Below are 18,576 nucleotides of genomic sequence, written 5' to 3'. Positions count from 1 at the left end.
GAGGAAGGGTTTCCATGTTTAAGAAGATCTTTGGTGTTCTTCAAAAAGTCGGAAAAGCGCTTATGCTTCCAGTAGCGATTTTACCGGCAGCAGGTATTTTACTTGGATTTGGTAATGCATTTCAAAATCCACAGTTAACAAATGTTATTCCTGCTTTAAAAGCAGATTGGTTCGTAATGGTAGCAAAAATTATGGAACAATCTGGTGATATTATTTTCGCTAACCTTGCATTACTATTCGCAGTTGGGGTAGCAATTGGCTTAGCTGGTGGAGACGGAGTAGCTGGTTTAGCAGCATTCGTTGGCTACTTAATTATGAACAAAACGATGAGTGTGTTCTTAGAAGTAGATAAGCTAGTGAAAGTAACAAGTTCTGGAGCAGACCCAGTAAAAGTTGGATTTGCAGATCCAGCGTATGCAAACGTATTAGGAATTCCAACGCTACAAACTGGAGTGTTTGGTGGTATTATCGTCGGGATAGTAGCGGCATATTGCTATAATAAATACTTCAACATTGAATTACCATCATACTTAGGTTTCTTTGCAGGTAAGCGTTTCGTACCGATCGCAACTGCAACATTCTCTTTAATAGTAGGTATTATCATGTGCTTCGTTTGGCCATACATTCAAGGTGGCTTAAACACGTTCTCACATCAAATGATTGATGCAAATAGAACGTTAGCAGCATTTATTTTCGGTTTAATTGAACGTTCACTAATTCCATTTGGATTACATCACATTTTCTATTCACCGTTCTGGTTCGAATTCGGTCAGTATACAAATGCGGCTGGCGAATTAATTCGTGGTGACCAAAAAATCTTTATGGCACAGTTAAAAGACGGTGTAGAATTAACAGCAGGTACATTTACAACTGGTAAGTATCCGTTCATGATGTTCGGTCTTCCAGCGGCAGCTTTAGCAATGTACCATGAAGCACGTCCAGAAAATAAAAAATTAGCAGCTGGTATTTTAGGTTCTGCTGCATTAACATCTTTCTTAACAGGTATTACAGAGCCACTTGAATTTTCATTCTTATTCGTAGCACCAGTATTATTCGGAATTCACGCTGTATTCGCTGGTCTATCATTTATGACAATGCAAATTTTAGGTGTTAAAATTGGTATGACATTCTCTGGTGGTTTAATCGACTTCCTATTATTCGGTGTACTACCAGGCCGTACGGCATGGTGGTGGGTAATTATTGTTGGTCTTGTACTAGCGGTTATTTACTACTTCGGATTCCGATTTGCAATCCGTAAATGGGATTTAAAAACACCTGGCCGTGAAGTTGCAAATGCGAATGAAGGTGCAGGAAAAGCAGAAGCTGGTGAACTTCCTCGTGAAGTATTAGTAGCACTTGGTGGTAAAGAAAACATTGCTTCTTTAGACGCTTGTATTACTCGTTTACGTGTTCAAGTTAACGAACAAAAGAATGTAAATAAAGATCGCTTGAAAGAACTTGGAGCAGCTGGTGTACTTGAAGTTGGAAATAACATTCAAGCTATTTTTGGACCGAAATCTGACACATTAAAATCACAAATTCATGATATTATGTCAGGTCGTACACCTCATGTTGAAAAAGCAGAGCCTGTAAAAGTAGAAGAAGCTCCTCAAAAAGTTGATGAAAACGAAACAATCGTTTCACCAATTGAAGGGAAGATCCTACCTATTACAGAAGTGCCGGATCAAGTATTCTCAGGAAAAATGATGGGAGATGGATTTGCAATTGAGCCAACAGAAGGAACAGTAGTTTCTCCAGTTAATGGTGAAATTGTCAACGTATTCCCTACAAAGCATGCAATTGGTATTCAATCTGAAGGTGGAAAAGAAATTTTAATCCACTTCGGTATTGATACTGTAAAATTAAATGGTGAAGGTTTTGAAGCACTTGTAGCGCAAGGTGACAAAGTGAAACAAGGACAACCATTATTAAAAGTAGATCTTGCATTTGTAAAAGAAAATGCACCATCTATCATTACACCAATTGTATTTACGAATTTACAGCAAGGGCAGCAAGTCGAATTGAAAAAAGATGGAAATGTTAAGAAGGGCGAAAACGCTATTATTGACATTCAGTAGGAATTTGACGCAAAATGTTTATAATTATAATAGGTGATGTGGTTGACCGAACATCGCCTATTATATACAATAGATGATGTAGTACTCACGTCTATACAACTAAAAAATACTGTAATTTAAAGGAGATAAATTATCATGGAAAAAATCTTTAAAGTAACTAGCGACTCAGGAATTCATGCTCGTCCAGCAACTCTACTTGTAAACACTGCAAGCAAATTTGGTTCTGACATTAACTTAGAGTATAACGGAAAGAACGTTAACTTAAAATCAATCATGGGCGTTATGTCTTTAGGTATTCAACAAGGCGCGGAAATTAAAATCACTGCAAATGGTGATGATGCAGCTCAAGCACTAGCAGCTATCGAAGAAACTATGAAAAACGAAGGATTAGGAGAATAATGACTCTTAACATTCAAGGGATCGCTGCATCAAGTGGGATTGCTATTGCAAAGGCTTTCAGACTTGAAAATCCTGAATTTAACATCGAAAAGAAATCAATTACAAACGAAGCTGCAGAAATTGCACGCTTAGAAGCTGCGCTTGAGAAAGCAAAAACTGAATTAGAAGCTATTAAAGACCACGCTTTTGCTGAGCTAGGTGCTGACAAAGCTGCGATCTTTGAAGCACATTTATTAGTGTTAAATGATCCAGAACTAGTAAACCCAGTAAAAGATAAAGTAAATAGTGAAAAAGTAAATGCTGAATTTGCAATGGATGAAGTTGCATCAATGTTTATTTCTATGTTTGAAAACATGGATAACGAATATATGAAAGAACGTGCTGCGGACATTCGTGACGTAACAAAACGTGTTCTTGCACATTTACTAGGCATTAACTTCTCAAATCCTGGTACAATTTCTGAAGAAGTAATCATTATTGCTGAAGATTTAACACCATCTGATACAGCTCAGTTAAACCGTAAGTATGCAAAAGGTTTTACAACTGATATCGGTGGACGTACATCTCACTCTGCAATTATGGCTCGCTCTATGGAAATTCCAGCTGTTGTTGGTACGAAAGTTGTTATGGAGAAAATCCAAAACGGCGATATCGTAATCATCGATGGTTTAGATGGAGAAGTAATTGTTAATCCATCAGAAGAAACTCTTCGCTCGTTTGAAGAAAAGAAAGCGAAATTTGAAGAGCAAAAAGCTGAATGGGCAAAATTAAAAGATCAAGCTACTGTAACAAGTGATGGACATCACGTTGAGCTTGTTGCAAATATCGGAACACCAAATGATGTACAAGGTATTATCGATAATGGCGGAGAAGGCGTTGGTTTATACCGTACAGAATTCTTATACATGGGCCGTGATAATCTTCCAACAGAAGAAGAGCAGTTCGAAGCGTATAAAGCAGTTCTTGAAGGTGTAAAAGAAGGTCAACCTGTTGTTGTTCGTACACTTGACATCGGTGGAGATAAAGAGCTTCCATACTTACATTTACCAAAAGAAATGAACCCATTCTTAGGATACCGTGCAATTCGCTTATGTCTTGATGAGCAAGATGTGTTCCGTACACAACTTCGTGCATTACTTCGTGCTAGCGTATACGGTAACTTAAAAATTATGTTCCCAATGATTGCAACTCTTGATGAGTTCCGTCAAGCGAAAGCAATCCTATTAGAAGAAAAAGCGAAACTTGTAGAAGCGGGTACAACTGTTTCTGATTCTATTGAAGTGGGTATGATGGTTGAAATCCCAGCTTCAGCAGTATTAGCAGATCAATTTGCAAAAGAAGTTGATTTCTTCTCTATCGGAACAAACGACTTAATTCAATACACAATGGCTGCAGACCGTATGAACGAACAAGTATCTTACTTATACCAACCATATAACCCATCTATTTTACGTCTTGTAAAAATGGTTATCGATGCTGCTCATAAAGAAGGCAAATGGGCTGGTATGTGTGGTGAGATGGCGGGAGATTCACTTGCGATCCCATTATTATTAGGATTAGGTTTAGATGAGTTCAGTATGAGTGCAACATCTATTCTTCCTGCAAGAACACAACTAAGCAAGTTGTCAAAAGCAGAAATGGAAACATTAGCAGAAAAAGCATTAATGATGTCAACTGCTGAAGAAGTTGTTGAACTAGTTAAAAGTATATAATCAATAAAAAAACCTGAGTCGATTTGAAATCGGTCTCAGGTTTTTTCTATGAGAAAAGTAAAACTTATTTTCTTACTTTTGAAGATAAGGAACAAAATTAGATAGCGATAGCAACGATATCAGCTGGGCATACACGTAAAATACCAGTAAAAGTATTTCGGTTTTGATTGTGCTTATCGTCTTTATTGTTATCTTTGTTATCTTTGTCATTGTTATTACGAGCTAAAGCAGAGAAAAGAGCAACACCGTTACAGAAACCTTCAAAAATTACATTGTTGAAAGATCCAACACCTTTAACGCTTAATAGAGAAAGCTCTGTTCCAACTGAAATGCTAGCAAGTACGTTACATACAGCTGGTTGTTGTGGTCTAACTACTTCTTTCTCTTTCTCTTTCTCATGATGTCTGCACTCTCTTTCATGATGATGACAGTCTCTAAAGTTATCACAGCATCCAAATGATCCAAACATAATCCTCATCACCCCCTTCACACTTATAATCTATGTAAGTTCGGTAGTGAGTGACTGGACAGAGAGTGGAATTTTTTCTAGGGGAATTTCTCATTTTAAAAGACTAGCTGGGTGTTTATTACGGAATGATGTTTAAAATAGGATAGATATCACAAAAAAGTGTAAAGACCACCGAAATGAATGAAATAGGTAGCCTTTACACTTTTTTGCTTTTATATAAAACGATGATATATACAGGAAGAGCTAACAGTAGCGGTACAATGGATCGTGCAGTATGTTTTTCTGATTCTAATTGGAATGCTTCTTCTTTTGGAAATTGTAAAACTGAAATATTTGCAGCATCGCCAATAAAATATAGAAGCAGTACAGTTACTATGTAACATAAAAGTGCAATAAAGCTTCCGTATGAACTCAATGAAAATCCCTCTCTTGTTATCTATTTGTTATCATTGTATCATAATTGTAACAAAAACACACGGTTATATTTCGATGCTTTAACAAAATTCGACACGAAACGTCATTTATATGTATGTGAATAGCATGAAATTTACTGTTTTTTATGTGTGGATGTCGAATCATACATTTTAGTATTACGGATGTGTGACAGAATAAAAAAGAAACGAAGGTAATGAAATTACCTTCGTTTCTTTTTTATTCGTATGAAAGGGCAGTAAGACCCTCACACTGATTCAAGTTTCGCTTTATTATTTTGCCCATTCACTCACTTGTTCTACGCTCATTCGTGGTGCAGGATGGCCTTTTAAAGTTGATTCCCCAATTGTAATAAGCATAATTGGTACATAGCGAGATGAAACATTGAATTCTTCTGTAAGTGCTTGTGGGTTGAAACCACCAATCGCACAAGTATCCCAGCCAGTTGCTTTAGCTGCAAGCATAAGTTGCATTGCTGCTAAAGATGCATTTGAAAAGGCTGCATCTCTTGGGAATTGCTCACGGGCATATGCAGACTCAATATTTTTAGCTAAGCGTTCTTTTGCTTCTTCTTTCATAAATCCTTGTTCTACAATTGGACCATAAACGGGTTCAACGTTTTTATAAGCTTCTAAATCACCTAAAATAGCGACTACAGCAGAAGCATCAAGAATTTGTTGTTGGTTATAAGCAATTGGATGTAATCGTTTCTGTACATCTTCACCTTGAAATACAAGGAATTTCCAATGCTGTAAATTCCAAGCGGAAGGTGCTTGAGCAGCTCCCTTTAAAATCTCGTGTAACTCTGTAGATGAAATTTCTTTCTCTGGGTTGAATGCACGTGTAGATGTGCGTTCATATAAAACATTAAAAAAGTTTTCATTTGTCATTATATATCCTCCAAATTACATATCAAATTATGAAAAAAATACATGTAATATATTCTACTTACATTTTGTAAGTTATCGAATTTAAGAATATAATATCTTTATTTTAATTGTCAAGTTTTCAAGCGGAAGCTAGGGCATTCATACAAACGATACAATTCCTATAATCATACACTAAAAAAGGAATTTATAGAGTGAAAAAGCAAAGATAACATTCTCAATTAGCTTGTTAACATGTATCCCTCACTCATTAAAGTTTTTAGAGAACAGTTTTTTATAAAATGTTTGTGAGGAATTCTGTAGAACAAGATATATGAAGTGAGTGAAGACTAGTGATGAACATACTACATTTTTTATTAGAGAATACGGTTTTCCAAAATGTATTACAAGATCTTCAGTTAAATGTCCTTTATATAGAAAATGGATGCACACATCAACAAACGATAGAAAATATCCATCCAAAATGTATGTTTATAGCAAATAGTTTTGAAGAAGGAGAAGTATTATTTCAGAGGACTAAACCACATATTGTAATTATGTATGTAACAGATTTTTCTCAAATAAAATATATAAAGAATATGTATAATCCACAGAGTACATTTATTGTCATTTGGGATCAACAAATAACAAGCGAGTTTGCAGAGGTGCTTACGTTAGGAATACGTAATATTGTGATAGCCCCTGTGACTCCGCAAATGGTGTTAGAGGAAGTAAATAAAAGTTTATATCAGCTTTCTTTAGTGCGGCAAGTAAGTTTGCAACAAGAACTACTTCAAACGATGTTTGATTTTCGAAATGATCTATTATTTATAGTAGAAGACGATGAGATTGTTGATTGTAATACAAATTTTTTAGAGTTTTTCGGATATGAAAATTTGTTTGCTTATCGTGAGCAACATTTAGTATTTGCTGAACATCTTATTAGAGAAAATGGATACTATTCAACAACTCATGATATAACATGGTTAGATGATACATTATCATATGATAGAAGAATTAAGATGTCCAACTATGAAGGGGAAGTGTCAACTTTTTTATTGCGTGCGACACCATTGCCAGAAGATTTATCAAGATTTATTGTGAAGTGTACAGAGATTACCGAATTAGATGAAATCTATCAAGAACAAGAAAGACTTGCTATGATAGATTCGTTAACAGAGATTTATAATCGTTTGAAATTCCAACAAATACTCGAGGCAGAATGGGATAATGCGATGCGTAATAATGAAAACATAGCACTTATTTTATTTGATATAGATAATTTTAAAGCAGTAAATGACACGTATGGCCATGATTTTGGTGACTTAGCATTAATTGAGCTTGCAGAGCTCATGAAATCTAAAGTGGAGCAGCAACATGTATTTGCTAGGTGGGGAGGAGAAGAATTTATTATTTTAGTAACGAATACAGTAGAAAAAGAAGCATTTCAAGTTGCGGAATCATTACGATTTTTCATTGAAACAAAGCAATTCTCAGGGATTTCGAAATTAACAGCGAGCTTTGGAGTTGCATTATATGAAAAAGGGATTACAAGAGAAGAATTAATGCAACGAGCGGATATTGCATTATATGAAGCGAAAAAAAATGGGAAAAATCAAGTGTGTGTATATAGAAAAGAAAAAAAGTGATTTTTCGCAACAAATTGTTGCGATTTTTTTTTATTACTTGATAATAGAGTGTAGGGGGGATTTTGAACGAAGGAATTATGGAGGAACAAAATGATAAAAAAAATAATGATGATAGTTTCAATATGTGCTTTAGTTTGTGGAGGAGTATACTATTTTCTCTATAATTCTAATATAAAGGAAAATAAAGAATTAACAACTAAGGTGAATCCTGCTGTTGAATCAGAAGTACAAGAGAATATAGAAGAAGAAAAAGAAAAGCAAATTGATTACGCTAGCATATCTCAAAAATTAGATCAATATTTAGTCGGAAAGCAATTCAATGGAACAGTTTTGGTAACAGATAAAGAGCATGTTATATTGAATAAAGGATATGGGTATGCTGATGTTCAAAATAAAATAGAAAATACGCCTCACACAAAATATCGTATCGGTTCTATTACGAAAACAGTTGTGGCTACATCTATTTTACAACTGCAGGATCAAGGTAAGCTAAATATTCAAGATAATGTAAATAAATATATTCCTTCATTTCCGGAGAATAAAAATATTACGTTATATCATTTATTAACGCATACCTCTGGTTTACCTGAACACGCAAAAGGCAATGTTAATGCTGCTTCCCGTTTACAGTTAATTAATTGGATTGGACGTCAAAATTTAGAATTTCCTGCAGGAACAGGTTGGAGATATACAGATTATAATTATATGGTGCTTGCCTATATAATAGAACATATATCGAAAAAACCTTTAGGAGATTATATAAAAGAAAATATATTTACAAAAGCAGATATGTATGAATCTGGTATGGGAAATATGGTACCTGGAGATAAAAATTTTACAAAGGGTTATGTGAAAAAAAATCAAGAGCTTGTACCAGCGCAGAAGGTAGGCATAGATTGGCTATATGGTTGTGGTGAGATGTATACGACAGTTGGAGATATGAAGAAATTAGACGAAGCAATTATAAATGGAAAACTTCTTTCTGAACAAAGTATACAAGCGATGTTTTCACCTTCACCAGAACGAAAATATGCATTTAGTTTTTACATATATCCGGATTATTTTCATAATCATGGTGTACTATCTGGTTGGAACACTTTCAATAATTTTAATAAAGAAAAAGGGACTTTTGTTATTTTATTTTCAAATGTGAAAAATAGTATGGATGATGACTTCAATAAAGATTTCCGAAAGATGGTAAGTGATTTATTAGAACAAAGGGGATGAGAAAATGAAACATAAAAATGTATCAATTGGTTTCATTGGTATTGGTGTAATGGGAAAAAGTATGGTGCGTCATTTCATGCAAGACGGTCATACAGTATATGTATATAATAGAACAAAATCGAAAACAGACTCTTTAGTACAAGATGGTGCAAATTGGTGTGATACACCGAAAGAGTTAGTAAAGCAAGTTGATGTTGTAATGACAATGGTTGGGTATCCACATGATGTAGAAGAAGTGTACTTTGGGATAGATGGAATTTTGGAGAATGCAAATGAAGGTACGATTGCAATTGATTTCACGACATCTACACCAACATTGGCAAAACGTATTAATGAAGCCGGTAAAAGTAAGAATGTATATACGTTAGATGCACCTGTATCTGGAGGAGACGTTGGTGCGAAAGAAGCAAGACTCGCAATTATGGTCGGTGGAGAGAAAGAAATATATGATAGATGTTTACCGTTATTTGAAAAACTAGGAACAAATATTCAGTTGCAAGGGCCTGCTGGAAGTGGACAACATACAAAAATGTGCAATCAAATTGCGATTGCTTCTAATATGATTGGAGTATGTGAAGCTGTTGCTTATGCAAAAAAGGCTGGATTAGATCCTGATAAAGTATTGGAGAGTATTTCAACGGGAGCAGCAGGTAGCTGGTCATTAAGTAATTTAGCTCCTCGAATGTTAAAGGGAGATTTTGAACCAGGTTTTTATGTAAAGCATTTTATGAAAGATATGAAGATCGCGTTAGATGAGGCTGAAAGATTACAATTACCAGTACCAGGTTTAAGTTTGGCGAAGGAATTGTATGAAGAGCTAATAAAAGATGGGGAAGAAAATAGCGGAACACAAGTGTTATACAAAAAATATGTAAGGGGGTAAATGAGATGGATCTTCAAAAATTTGATGAGATGATTGATACTGTACAAAGAGCAACATGTATACAAATTAATGAAAAACAAAAAGAAGCTTTTAAACAAAAATATGATTTTGAACCGAATTTCGAATATGGAAGAGATGAGAAAGGGCATTACGTTATTCGAACTTCAAAAAAGATGCTAGAAGAAATGGAATTTTATTTGGCATTGAAATATGATCGAGATGGAGTTGACCTTTACATGGAAGCGGAGATTGATGGTATATATCATGTATCTGTTAGCTATAGTGAAGACGCTTTGCACCTACAAGAATTGTTTCAATTTCTAGAAGAAAAAAAATAAAAGTCCTCATTTGAGGACTTTTATTTTTAATTTTGTAATTATAAGCTAGAAGCCCGGCGGCATCGTTCCATTGGGAATGGAATAACTTGCGCGATGTGATTAGGACCAAATTGTTTTGTACGAGCATGGCGTATTATATAAAATGCACACAGAATTGAAACAGGAATAGCACCGAACAACCCGAAAAATAAAGCGCTTACACAAGATGCAACAAAACCTAAAACACCAACTTCTAATTCTTCCATAATAGCTCCTAGAATAATAGGAAGTGCTCCACACGTAACCCCTAGTATAAGTGCGATAAGTAAACTCATGATTATCCCCCTCTGTTTGCGATATTTTTTCCTTCTTAGTTAATTGTAGTATATCATATATAAAACAGAATTTTCAGAAAAAATTCAAAAAAAGTTCAATAAATGTTCAAAAAGTATTAATAAATATACTTGAAAAATTGAAGGGAGAGATTGTACTGAAAAGAAGGAATAATACGGTTAGAACCATAAAAAATCAGGCTTATTTCAAAATGAAATAAGCCTGTTCCATAGGAGGATGTATATATGTAGAGTGAATAAAAGGTTGGAAAAGGGGGTCCAAGACCTTTTATTCAACTAACTACCTTAATAGATTGGAACCCAACCTTCAGTTGTAACAAAAATACGAATAGCTACAACTTGACGATCATCTTGCAAGGTAAAATAATGTCTTGCATTTTCAGGAACAGATATGAGATCGCCTGGCTCAAGTTCAACGTCAAAGAATGTCCCATCTTTTCCTTCAATGGCAAAGATGCCATGACCACTAACAATAAAGCGAACTTCATCATCAGTATGATGGTGTTCTTTTTGAAAATTAATTAATAATTCGTCAAGGTTAGGTGTGCTATTTGAAAGTGAAATTACATCATGTGCTTTATAACCTCGGCGTGCTGAAACATCAGCAATTTCTTTTGAAAACACAGCTAATATTTCAGCTTTGTTTTCATCTGTTAATGAGTAATTTTCTTTTAAATGAGTAGGAAGTTTGGAAATATTCCATTTCTCATATAAAACGCCTTCCTCTTGTAGAAATTTTGATACTTCCACTTCATTTTCAATGCGAGTATTTATTTCATGAATACGAATTTGCGCCATTAGAAACGCCTCCTTGAATTGATAATAGTTTTATATGAAATTGGAATAAAAACTCATAAGCTTCTAATCTTTTCTTTGCATCAAAGCTATCTCGGCCCCATACGGTAATACCATGGTTACGGATTAATACTGCCCCCGAATCTCCCTGTATATGCTTGCGGAAGTTTTCTCCAAGCGTTGGGATATGAGCATGGTTTTCGATAATAGGAATGTGAATTGTTGCATCTTCTTCCCAAATATCGAGAGCTTTAATAATTTCTTGATTTTGAAGTGTGACTGCATCACTATATAAATTTGTGATAACATTGTTATCAGTTGTATGAACATGAAGGACACACCCAGCATTCGTATTGTTATAAATATGTGTATGCAAGATTGTTTCTGCTGAAGGGCGTAATTCAGTCTCTAATACGGGAACCCCTAGATGATCTACTAGTAGAAAGTCATCTGGAGTCGTTTTTGTTTTATCTTTACCGCTTGCTGTAATGAGAAAAGTGAGTGGTTCATGACTAACCTTTATAGAAATATTACCACTCGTTGCTGGAAACCAATTTCGTGTTGTTAATTCTTTTTTTATCTCGCTTAAGTCATACCATTGACGAAAAAGTTGTTTCATAATTTCACCTCCAACAAATGTTTTAATTCAGTTTGAACATCGTGAAACGTTTCAAATGCTGTATAAGAAATATGATTTTCTTCGCATTTTGTAATAAGGAAATCACGAGCGAACACTTTATCCGCTTGTTTCGCAGCTTGTAAATCGGTAATTGAATCTCCAATTACAATATGGAAGTCATTCGTATCACTCAATTTACGGATGAGTGATGATTTACATAATCCGCAATGATTTTGACAAAGACGATCACAAGGATGAGGCCAATTCACCGTAATGTATTCATTTGAAAAATCTGTTTCATTACAGTAAATTTGCTCTTTTGGAATGAGTCCTTGTAAGAGTGGATAGACGAAGAAATCCATTCCACCTGATATAACATAAAAGGAAATATTGTTTTCATTTACAAATTGTATAAATTCATGAAAACCGTTACGAATTTCAGCAGTCTCTATTAAAAATTGAATAATTTCATCGTGCAGATTAGTAGGTATGAATTGAAATAATTGAGAAACACCTTCTTGAATAGATAGCTCTTGTGATAAAATTTTATTCTTTACTTCTTCAGCTTCTGGTGGTGCGAATTTTTCCATAATGGACATAATGTTATCATTATTTGTAATCGTGCCATCGAAATCACAAAATACTTGAATACTCATAATTTCACCTCATGAGAGGGATTTCCCCATATTTGTAGTGCGCTATGCAAATTTATGTCATCTACTTCATGGAGTGGTTTATTTTGCAAAGTAGCATCAATTGCAGCACGGAAAGCTTTACCGCCGCCCTGCGCCCCATTTGGATGTCCATGTATCCCGCCGCCAGCATTAATAACAACATCTTTACCGAAATCTCGTACAATAAAGGGAACGAAACCAGGATGAATACCAGCAGACGGAACAGAAAAGCTCTTCTTGAAAAATACATCGTCTTCAGTTAAATATTTTGAGATAGCAAGAGCCTCCTCTTTTTCTAGCGCAACACTTCCGTATGGAGATGGGAATAATGAAAAGTCAGCCCCAGCATAACGGAGTAGCTTTCCAAGTAATAATGGTGATGAAACTCCATATAACTTGGATGCTGAATAAGCACCACTTACAGCAGGATGTGCCATAATAGGAACTGGGATTTCATCATCTTCTGCAAGTGATTGTAGTACATCTAGTCCGTAAGAGAATACGTTAAATAATAGAATATCGGCTCCAGCTTGCACTGCACGTTTCGCATTTTCTTTTAAATCAAAAGTTCGTCCTGTTAAATTTACGGCATATAACGTTTTATGTCCGTACGTTTCATATACGGATTGTAAAACTTCTTTTCCAGATATGATGCGTTTCGTAAGTGGTGTTAATGCATTTTCAAATAATATTTCATCATCTTTTACGATATCTACACCACCAATTGCTTGATCGCGTAATTGCGTTTTTAAATACCCAATATTTCGTCCAATCATTCCTTTAAAAATACTCATTAAAAGGGGACGATCATGTACTTGTAAAAGATTTCGAATACCATCTATCCCGAATTTTGGACCAGGAAAATGTTTTTTTAACTCGTCTGAAAAAGTTAAGTCAATTAATTTTACTTCGCCATCAAGGGATAGCTTTCCGAATGTAGTTGTTAAAATAGCTGGTAAATCTGGACTGAAATTTAATAACGGATATTCAATTTTAATAATCCCGCGTGTTACTTTTTTACGTAAATACGAATTGGTATGTTCATGTTCAGCTAATTCCTCAACATGAATGACGTTGCCTTTATGTTGTTTTAATTGTTCTTGCAATAAATGCGGCAAATGAGTCCAAGAGCCAATTGTTAAACCGAGTGCAATTTGTTCAGCTTTTTTTTCTAAGTTATGTGAATCATCATGGATTAAATATGTCGCTATAATTCCGCTCATTGTTATAACCTCCTAGTTAAATAAAAAAACCTCTCAGCTAAGGAGAGGTTTTTTTACAACCAGCTCCTTATCTGTCAGCGTAATGCTGCGAGAATTAGCACCGTGTCTACAATTGTAGATCGGTTGCCGGGTTTCGTCGGGCTCGTCCCTCCACCTGCTCTTGATAAGAAGTATTTAGAAATGTTTAAATTTTTAAGATAACTGAATTTTGTCAGATATTTTTCATGTTGTCAATTACTTTTTGAAAAAATTTAATTTATCGATTCGATTAATGGCTTCTCGTAATCTATCTTCTGTATGCAAGAGACCAACGCGGACGTACCCTTCACCATGCTCACCAAATCCAACACCAGGAGCAACTGCGACATGTGCTTTTTCTAGTAAAATATTAGAAAATTGCTCAGAAGTATATCCTTTTGGAACAGGAAGCCATGCAAAAAATGACCCTGTTGGAATGTCTACATTCCAACCAATTGAGTGACAAGCTGAAATAAGAGCGTTTCTTCGAGATTCGTAACTATTTACAAGGTCTATTACGCAAGACTGTGAACTTAATAGTGCTTCGCGGGCAGCATCTTGAATGGCACCAAAAATACTAACATACATATGATCTTGTAATAAGTTAATTGTTTCAATGACACTTTCATTCCCTACCGCAAAAGCGATGCGCCAGCCAGCCATATTGAAAGTTTTCGATAACGTGTAAATTTCGATTCCTGTATCTTTGGCACCATCTGCTTGTAAGAAACTAACAGGTTTTTGACCATCGAATCCAATCGCACCGTAAGCAAAATCATGAACGACTAATATATTATGTTTATTAGCAAAATGAATGGTTTCATCAAAGAAATCTTTTGATGCAGTAGCACCGGTCGGATTATTTGGATAGTTTAAAAACATTAATTTTGCACGCTCGGCAATAGAGTCGTCAATTTTTGTATAATCTGGTAAAAACTTATTTTCTGCAATAAGCGGCATTGTTTCAAATTGTGCTTTCGCTAAAGCAACTCCTGATAAATAATCTGGATAGCCTGGATCGGGAACGAGAATTGTATCACCAGGGTTTGTAAAGCAAACTGGTAATTCTACTAATCCAGCCTTTCCACCAAACAATATAGCAACTTCAGTTTTCGGATTTACTACTACATCATATTCACGTTGATAGAATGTTGCCACGGCTTCTTTTAAGCTTTCATGTCCGCGAAATGGCGGATATTTATGATGAATGGTCTTTTCTGCAGCATCTTGCAAAGCTTTTACGATATGCTGCGGTGTTGGTTGATCTGGATTACCTTGACCTAGATTAATAACATCGTGACCAGCTGCTACAACTTTGTTAACTTTTGCAACAAGTGAAGCGAAAAATTGTGTTGGCAATGATGTTACTATCTCAGAAGGTTGAAATGATTTCATACTTTCCACCTCTTTTGAAAGTTGTTACAATTCTAGTGACAAATGATATAATCTTTCCAGTATTTTGTAAAGAAAAAAATAAGAATGGGGCTGAAAAAATGAAAGTCGCATGTATTCAAATGGATATTGTCTTTGGAGATGTAGAAAAAAATATTGAGAATGCTAAAAATAAAATAAGTGAAGCGATGAAAGAAAGACCAGATGTTATTGTTTTACCAGAACTATGGACAACAGGTTATGATTTAACGAGACTCTCTGAAATTGCAGATAGGGATGGATTGGAAACGAAAGAAAAGTTGATAGAATGGTCGAAACAATATGGTGTACATATTGTTGGTGGTTCTATAGCAAAGCAAACGGAACAAGGTGTTACAAATACAATGTATGTTGTAACGAATAAAGGAGAACTAGTCAATGAATATAGTAAAGTGCATTTATTTCAGCTTATGGATGAACATAAATATTTAATCGCTGGAAATCGTACTGGTGAATTTAAGTTAGATGATGTAGAGTGCGCCGGCACCATTTGCTATGATATTCGTTTTCCGGAGTGGATGCGCGTTCATACTGCTAAAGGTGCAAAAGTTTTATTTGTTGTAGCTGAATGGCCATTAGTTCGTTTAGCGCATTGGCGTTTACTATTACAAGCAAGAGCAGTTGAAAATCAGTGTTATGTTGTAGCATGTAATAGGGCAGGGAAGGATCCAAATAATGAGTTTGCTGGCCATTCTTTAATTGTCGATCCTTGGGGCGAAGTTGTTGTAGAAGCAAATGAAGAAGAATCAATTCTATTTGGAGAGCTTACATTCGAGAAAATTAAAGAAGTACGCAAAGGAATTCCAGTTTTTGCGGATCGACGTCCAGAATTATACAAATAAAATGTTGACAAGTGATTTTTATTCTTGGTATAGTCTTCAACATAAAGTTAAAAATTCTAAAAAATTATACAACTCTTATCAAGAGCAGGTGGAGGGATTTGGCCCGATGAAGCCCAGCAACCGACCGTAATACCATTGTGAAATGGGGCGTTTATGACGCCAAAAGGCACGGTGCTAATTCCAGCAGAAAGTAAAACTTTCTGGCAGATAAGAGGGGAGAAGATAAACTTCAAACCTCTTTCTTAGTGGAAAGAGGTTTTTCTGTGTTAGAAAAACCTCTGAATTAAAAAAAGGGGGAGAAGACGATGGGATATTATTCATTAACAGAAGTAACCGCTGTACAATATGCGAAAGAACATGGCTATTTTGAAAAGAAAGCAAATGTAGTTTGTCATGAAATTGGAGATGGAAATTTAAATTACGTGTTCAAATTAGATGATGGAGAGAAGTCTATTATAATAAAACAAGCACTACCATATGCGAAAGTAGTTGGTGAGAGCTGGCCATTGTCTATAAAAAGAGCAACGATTGAAAGTAAAGCATTACAAATTTTCGCGAAGTATGTACCTGAATATGTGCCGGTAGTGTACAGTCATGATGAAGAGTTAGCAGTAACAGTCATAGAAGACTTATCAAGATTAACTATTACAAGAAAAGGATTAATAGATGGAGAAGAGTATCCACTTCTATCCCAGCATATCGGTCGTTTTCTAGCGAATGTTTTATTTTATACTTCAGATTTTGGTTTACAGTCAGAAGAAAAAAGGGTACTAGAAGGTACATTTGTAAACCCAGATCTTTGTAAAATAACAGAAGATTTAGTATTTACAGACCCGTTTGGTCATTACGATACGAATGATTATGAACCGGAGTTACAATTAACGATTGATGAACTGTGGAGTGACAAAACTTTAAAGTTAAAAGTTGCACAGTATAAGTATAAATTTTTAACGAGAAAAGAGGCACTCATTCATGGAGATTTACATACTGGAAGTATTTTTTCATCACCTTCTGAAACGAAAGTGATTGACCCAGAATTTGCAACGTACGGTCCATTTGGATTTGACATCGGGCAATTTATTGCAAATCTATTATTAAATGCTCTATCTAGAGAGGAAGAACAGAGAAGTGTGCTATTTTTCCATATTGAGAAAACATGGAGCTATTTCGTAGACACTTTTACGAAGTTATGGATTGGAGAAGGTGTAGAAGCATATACGAAAGAGAAACAATGGTTGCCGATTATTTTGCAAAATATTTTTACGGATGTGGTCGGATTTGCTGGATGTGAGCTTATCCGAAGAACAATTGGCTTAGCACATGTAGCTGATTTAGATGAAATAGCAAATAAAGAAACGAGAATTCAAGCTAAGAAACAAGCGTTATCCTTAGGTAGAGAACTAATAAAATATGAATCTAAAAACGCTGATATTCAACTGTTCCGAGCATTATTCCAACAGACAGTTTCTGGAGGGGTAAAAGCATGAGTACAGTTGTTACGATTCCGAGGTCTGTCAGTTGGAAAGGTGATGCCATTGCAGTATTAAATCAAACAAAGTTGCCGCATAGCACAGAATACAAAACATTAACGACGATTGAAGAGGTATGGAAAAGTATTGTCATGCTAGAAGTACGAGGAGCACCTGCAATTGGAATTGTAGCTGCATTTGGCTTGGCGCTTGCATCAAAAAAATATACTACTTTACATATTGAAGAATTTCAAAAGAAGTTTAATAGAGATTGTAATTATTTAGGGACGTCACGCCCGACAGCAGTCAATTTATTTTGGGCAATCGATCGTATGAGAGAATCTATTCAAGAAATTACTACAATAAAAGAAGCGCAAAAAATATTAGAAGAAGAAGCGCTTCGTATTCAGCAAGAAGATGAAGCGGTATGCCGGAGTATTGGAGAACATGCATTAACATGCTTTAAAGACGGTGATAACATTTTAACAATTTGTAACGCTGGCAGTATTGCAACTGCTAAATATGGTACTGCATTAGCACCGTTTTATATTGGGAAAGAAAAAGGTGTACATTTACATGCATATGCATGTGAAACGAGACCAGTTTTACAAGGCGGTCGCTTAACGACTTGGGAATTAAAACAGGCAGGTATTGATGTAACACTTATTACAGATAATACGGCAGCTCATGCTATTCAAACGAAAGAAATCAACGCAATTATTGTAGGAGCGGACCGAATTGTCGCAAATGGGGATACAGCAAATAAAATCGGAACGATGAATTTAGCTATATTAGCAAAGTATTTCGATATCCCGTTCTACGTTGCAGCTCCACTATCTACATTTGATATTACGAAACAAACAGGTGCAGAAATTGTTATTGAAGAAAGAGATGAAACAGAAGTTACGAAAATTTTTGGGAAACAGGTAACGCCAGTTGGAACTACTGTTTATAATCCTGCATTTGATGTAACACCGAATGAATTAATTACAGGTATTATTACTGAGCAAGGTATTATACGTGGAGATTATAAGCGAGAAATTGCATCATTGTTCGAAAAAACAAGCTAATACATAATAGCTTGTTTTTCTATGCCTAAATGTGTTCTTTTTTCTTATTT

The 18,576-nt window shown here is 35.2% G+C and carries 19 protein-coding genes and 2 riboswitches; of the genes, 10 read left to right on the top strand and 9 right to left on the bottom strand.

Annotation, left to right across the window (positions count from 1 at the left end):
* Nucleotides 1-14 precede the first annotated feature (14 nt).
* The 3 genes from ptsG (at nucleotide 15) to ptsP (ending at nucleotide 4,189) form a co-directional block, all read left to right on the top strand.
* A complete protein-coding gene (gene ptsG / locus PDQ40_RS11095; RefSeq protein ID WP_000473205.1) occupies nucleotides 15-2,078 on the top strand; it encodes a PTS glucose transporter subunit IIABC in 2,064 nt (687 codons plus the stop codon).
* Nucleotides 2,079-2,213: 135 nt separating this feature from the next.
* Nucleotides 2,214-2,477 (top strand): phosphocarrier protein HPr, encoded by a 264-nt coding sequence (gene ptsH / locus PDQ40_RS11090; RefSeq protein ID WP_000411079.1) that lies wholly within the window; start codon nucleotides 2,214-2,216, stop codon nucleotides 2,475-2,477.
* Nucleotides 2,477-4,189: a phosphoenolpyruvate--protein phosphotransferase gene (gene ptsP, locus PDQ40_RS11085; RefSeq protein ID WP_000174221.1), complete on the top strand. Its 1,713-nt coding sequence runs from the start codon at nucleotides 2,477-2,479 to the stop codon at nucleotides 4,187-4,189. Before ptsH ends, ptsP begins: the two co-directional genes overlap by 1 nt.
* 97 nt (nucleotides 4,190-4,286) lie before the next feature.
* On the opposite strand, the gene PDQ40_RS11080 is transcribed toward ptsP, so the two are convergent.
* The 3 genes from PDQ40_RS11080 to PDQ40_RS11070 form a co-directional block, all read right to left on the bottom strand.
* Entirely contained in the window at nucleotides 4,287-4,658 is a 372-nt protein-coding gene (locus PDQ40_RS11080) for a DUF3915 family protein (RefSeq protein ID WP_000468014.1), read from the bottom strand.
* A gap of 196 nt (nucleotides 4,659-4,854) precedes the next feature.
* Nucleotides 4,855-5,073 carry a hypothetical protein gene (locus tag PDQ40_RS11075; protein ID WP_000100487.1) on the bottom strand — a complete coding sequence of 73 codons (219 nt, stop codon included), beginning with the start codon at nucleotides 5,071-5,073 and terminating at the stop codon, nucleotides 4,855-4,857.
* A gap of 289 nt (nucleotides 5,074-5,362) precedes the next feature.
* Nucleotides 5,363-5,980, bottom strand: coding sequence for a nitroreductase family protein (locus PDQ40_RS11070; protein WP_000180604.1), 618 nt, complete (start codon nucleotides 5,978-5,980; stop codon nucleotides 5,363-5,365).
* Between the two features lie 332 nt (nucleotides 5,981-6,312).
* Between PDQ40_RS11070 and PDQ40_RS11065 the strand changes: the two genes are divergently transcribed.
* From PDQ40_RS11065 to PDQ40_RS11050, 4 genes are all read left to right on the top strand, one after another.
* Nucleotides 6,313-7,605, top strand: a complete 1,293-nt coding sequence (locus PDQ40_RS11065; protein ID WP_001023204.1) for a GGDEF domain-containing protein — start codon at nucleotides 6,313-6,315, stop codon at nucleotides 7,603-7,605.
* A gap of 90 nt (nucleotides 7,606-7,695) precedes the next feature.
* Entirely contained in the window at nucleotides 7,696-8,832 is a 1,137-nt protein-coding gene (locus tag PDQ40_RS11060) for a serine hydrolase domain-containing protein (RefSeq protein ID WP_000591950.1), read from the top strand.
* Nucleotides 8,833-8,836: 4 nt separating this feature from the next.
* Nucleotides 8,837-9,715, top strand: coding sequence for an NAD(P)-dependent oxidoreductase (locus PDQ40_RS11055; RefSeq protein WP_000681095.1), 879 nt, complete (start codon nucleotides 8,837-8,839; stop codon nucleotides 9,713-9,715).
* A 5-nt stretch (nucleotides 9,716-9,720) separates the two neighbouring features.
* On the top strand, nucleotides 9,721-10,053 hold the full coding sequence (locus PDQ40_RS11050; RefSeq protein WP_000365613.1) for a DUF3909 family protein: 333 nt from the start codon (nucleotides 9,721-9,723) through the stop codon (nucleotides 10,051-10,053).
* Between the two features lie 38 nt (nucleotides 10,054-10,091).
* On the opposite strand, the gene PDQ40_RS11045 is transcribed toward PDQ40_RS11050, so the two are convergent.
* The 6 genes from PDQ40_RS11045 to PDQ40_RS11020 all read right to left on the bottom strand — a co-directional run bounded on the left by PDQ40_RS11045 (nucleotide 10,092) and on the right by PDQ40_RS11020 (nucleotide 15,109).
* Nucleotides 10,092-10,367, bottom strand: a complete 276-nt coding sequence (locus PDQ40_RS11045) for a hypothetical protein (RefSeq protein WP_000054669.1) — start codon at nucleotides 10,365-10,367, stop codon at nucleotides 10,092-10,094.
* Nucleotides 10,368-10,670: 303 nt separating this feature from the next.
* Nucleotides 10,671-11,183, bottom strand: a complete 513-nt coding sequence (locus PDQ40_RS11040) for a 1,2-dihydroxy-3-keto-5-methylthiopentene dioxygenase (RefSeq protein ID WP_000057306.1) — start codon at nucleotides 11,181-11,183, stop codon at nucleotides 10,671-10,673.
* Complete coding sequence (locus PDQ40_RS11035; protein WP_000811326.1) at nucleotides 11,161-11,799, bottom strand: methylthioribulose 1-phosphate dehydratase; 639 nt, start codon at nucleotides 11,797-11,799, stop codon at nucleotides 11,161-11,163. Before PDQ40_RS11035 ends, PDQ40_RS11040 begins: the two co-directional genes overlap by 23 nt.
* The gene (mtnX, locus tag PDQ40_RS11030) at nucleotides 11,796-12,455 is read right to left on the bottom strand and encodes a 2-hydroxy-3-keto-5-methylthiopentenyl-1-phosphate phosphatase (RefSeq protein ID WP_000027458.1); all 660 of its coding nucleotides are present in this window, start codon (nucleotides 12,453-12,455) and stop codon (nucleotides 11,796-11,798) included. Before mtnX ends, PDQ40_RS11035 begins: the two co-directional genes overlap by 4 nt.
* Complete coding sequence (gene mtnW / locus PDQ40_RS11025) at nucleotides 12,452-13,696, bottom strand: 2,3-diketo-5-methylthiopentyl-1-phosphate enolase (RefSeq protein WP_000014190.1); 1,245 nt, start codon at nucleotides 13,694-13,696, stop codon at nucleotides 12,452-12,454. The genes mtnX and mtnW overlap by 4 nt, the downstream gene beginning before the upstream one ends.
* A 64-nt stretch (nucleotides 13,697-13,760) precedes the next feature.
* Nucleotides 13,761-13,866, bottom strand: a riboswitch (SAM riboswitch).
* 64 nt (nucleotides 13,867-13,930) lie between these two features.
* Nucleotides 13,931-15,109, bottom strand: a complete 1,179-nt coding sequence (locus PDQ40_RS11020; protein WP_000834736.1) for a pyridoxal phosphate-dependent aminotransferase — start codon at nucleotides 15,107-15,109, stop codon at nucleotides 13,931-13,933.
* A 14-nt stretch (nucleotides 15,110-15,123) separates the two neighbouring features.
* Between PDQ40_RS11020 and PDQ40_RS11015 the strand changes: the two genes are divergently transcribed.
* The 3 genes from PDQ40_RS11015 (at nucleotide 15,124) to mtnA (ending at nucleotide 18,526) form a co-directional block, all read left to right on the top strand.
* Nucleotides 15,124-15,987, top strand: coding sequence for a carbon-nitrogen family hydrolase (locus PDQ40_RS11015; RefSeq protein WP_025991622.1), 864 nt, complete (start codon nucleotides 15,124-15,126; stop codon nucleotides 15,985-15,987).
* 72 nt (nucleotides 15,988-16,059) lie between these two features.
* Nucleotides 16,060-16,201, top strand: a riboswitch (SAM riboswitch).
* A gap of 91 nt (nucleotides 16,202-16,292) precedes the next feature.
* The gene (gene mtnK / locus PDQ40_RS11010; protein WP_214328295.1) at nucleotides 16,293-17,474 is read left to right on the top strand and encodes an S-methyl-5-thioribose kinase; all 1,182 of its coding nucleotides are present in this window, start codon (nucleotides 16,293-16,295) and stop codon (nucleotides 17,472-17,474) included.
* Entirely contained in the window at nucleotides 17,471-18,526 is a 1,056-nt protein-coding gene (mtnA, locus tag PDQ40_RS11005; protein WP_000109054.1) for an S-methyl-5-thioribose-1-phosphate isomerase, read from the top strand. The genes mtnK and mtnA overlap by 4 nt, the downstream gene beginning before the upstream one ends.
* The last annotated feature ends 50 nt before the right edge of the window (nucleotides 18,527-18,576 follow it).

Source organism: Bacillus cereus group sp. Bc061 (assembly GCF_027715825.1).
Taxonomy (GTDB): Bacteria; Bacillota; Bacilli; order Bacillales; family Bacillaceae_G; genus Bacillus_A; species Bacillus_A paranthracis.
This window is presented reverse-complemented; position numbering and strand designations above follow the sequence as displayed.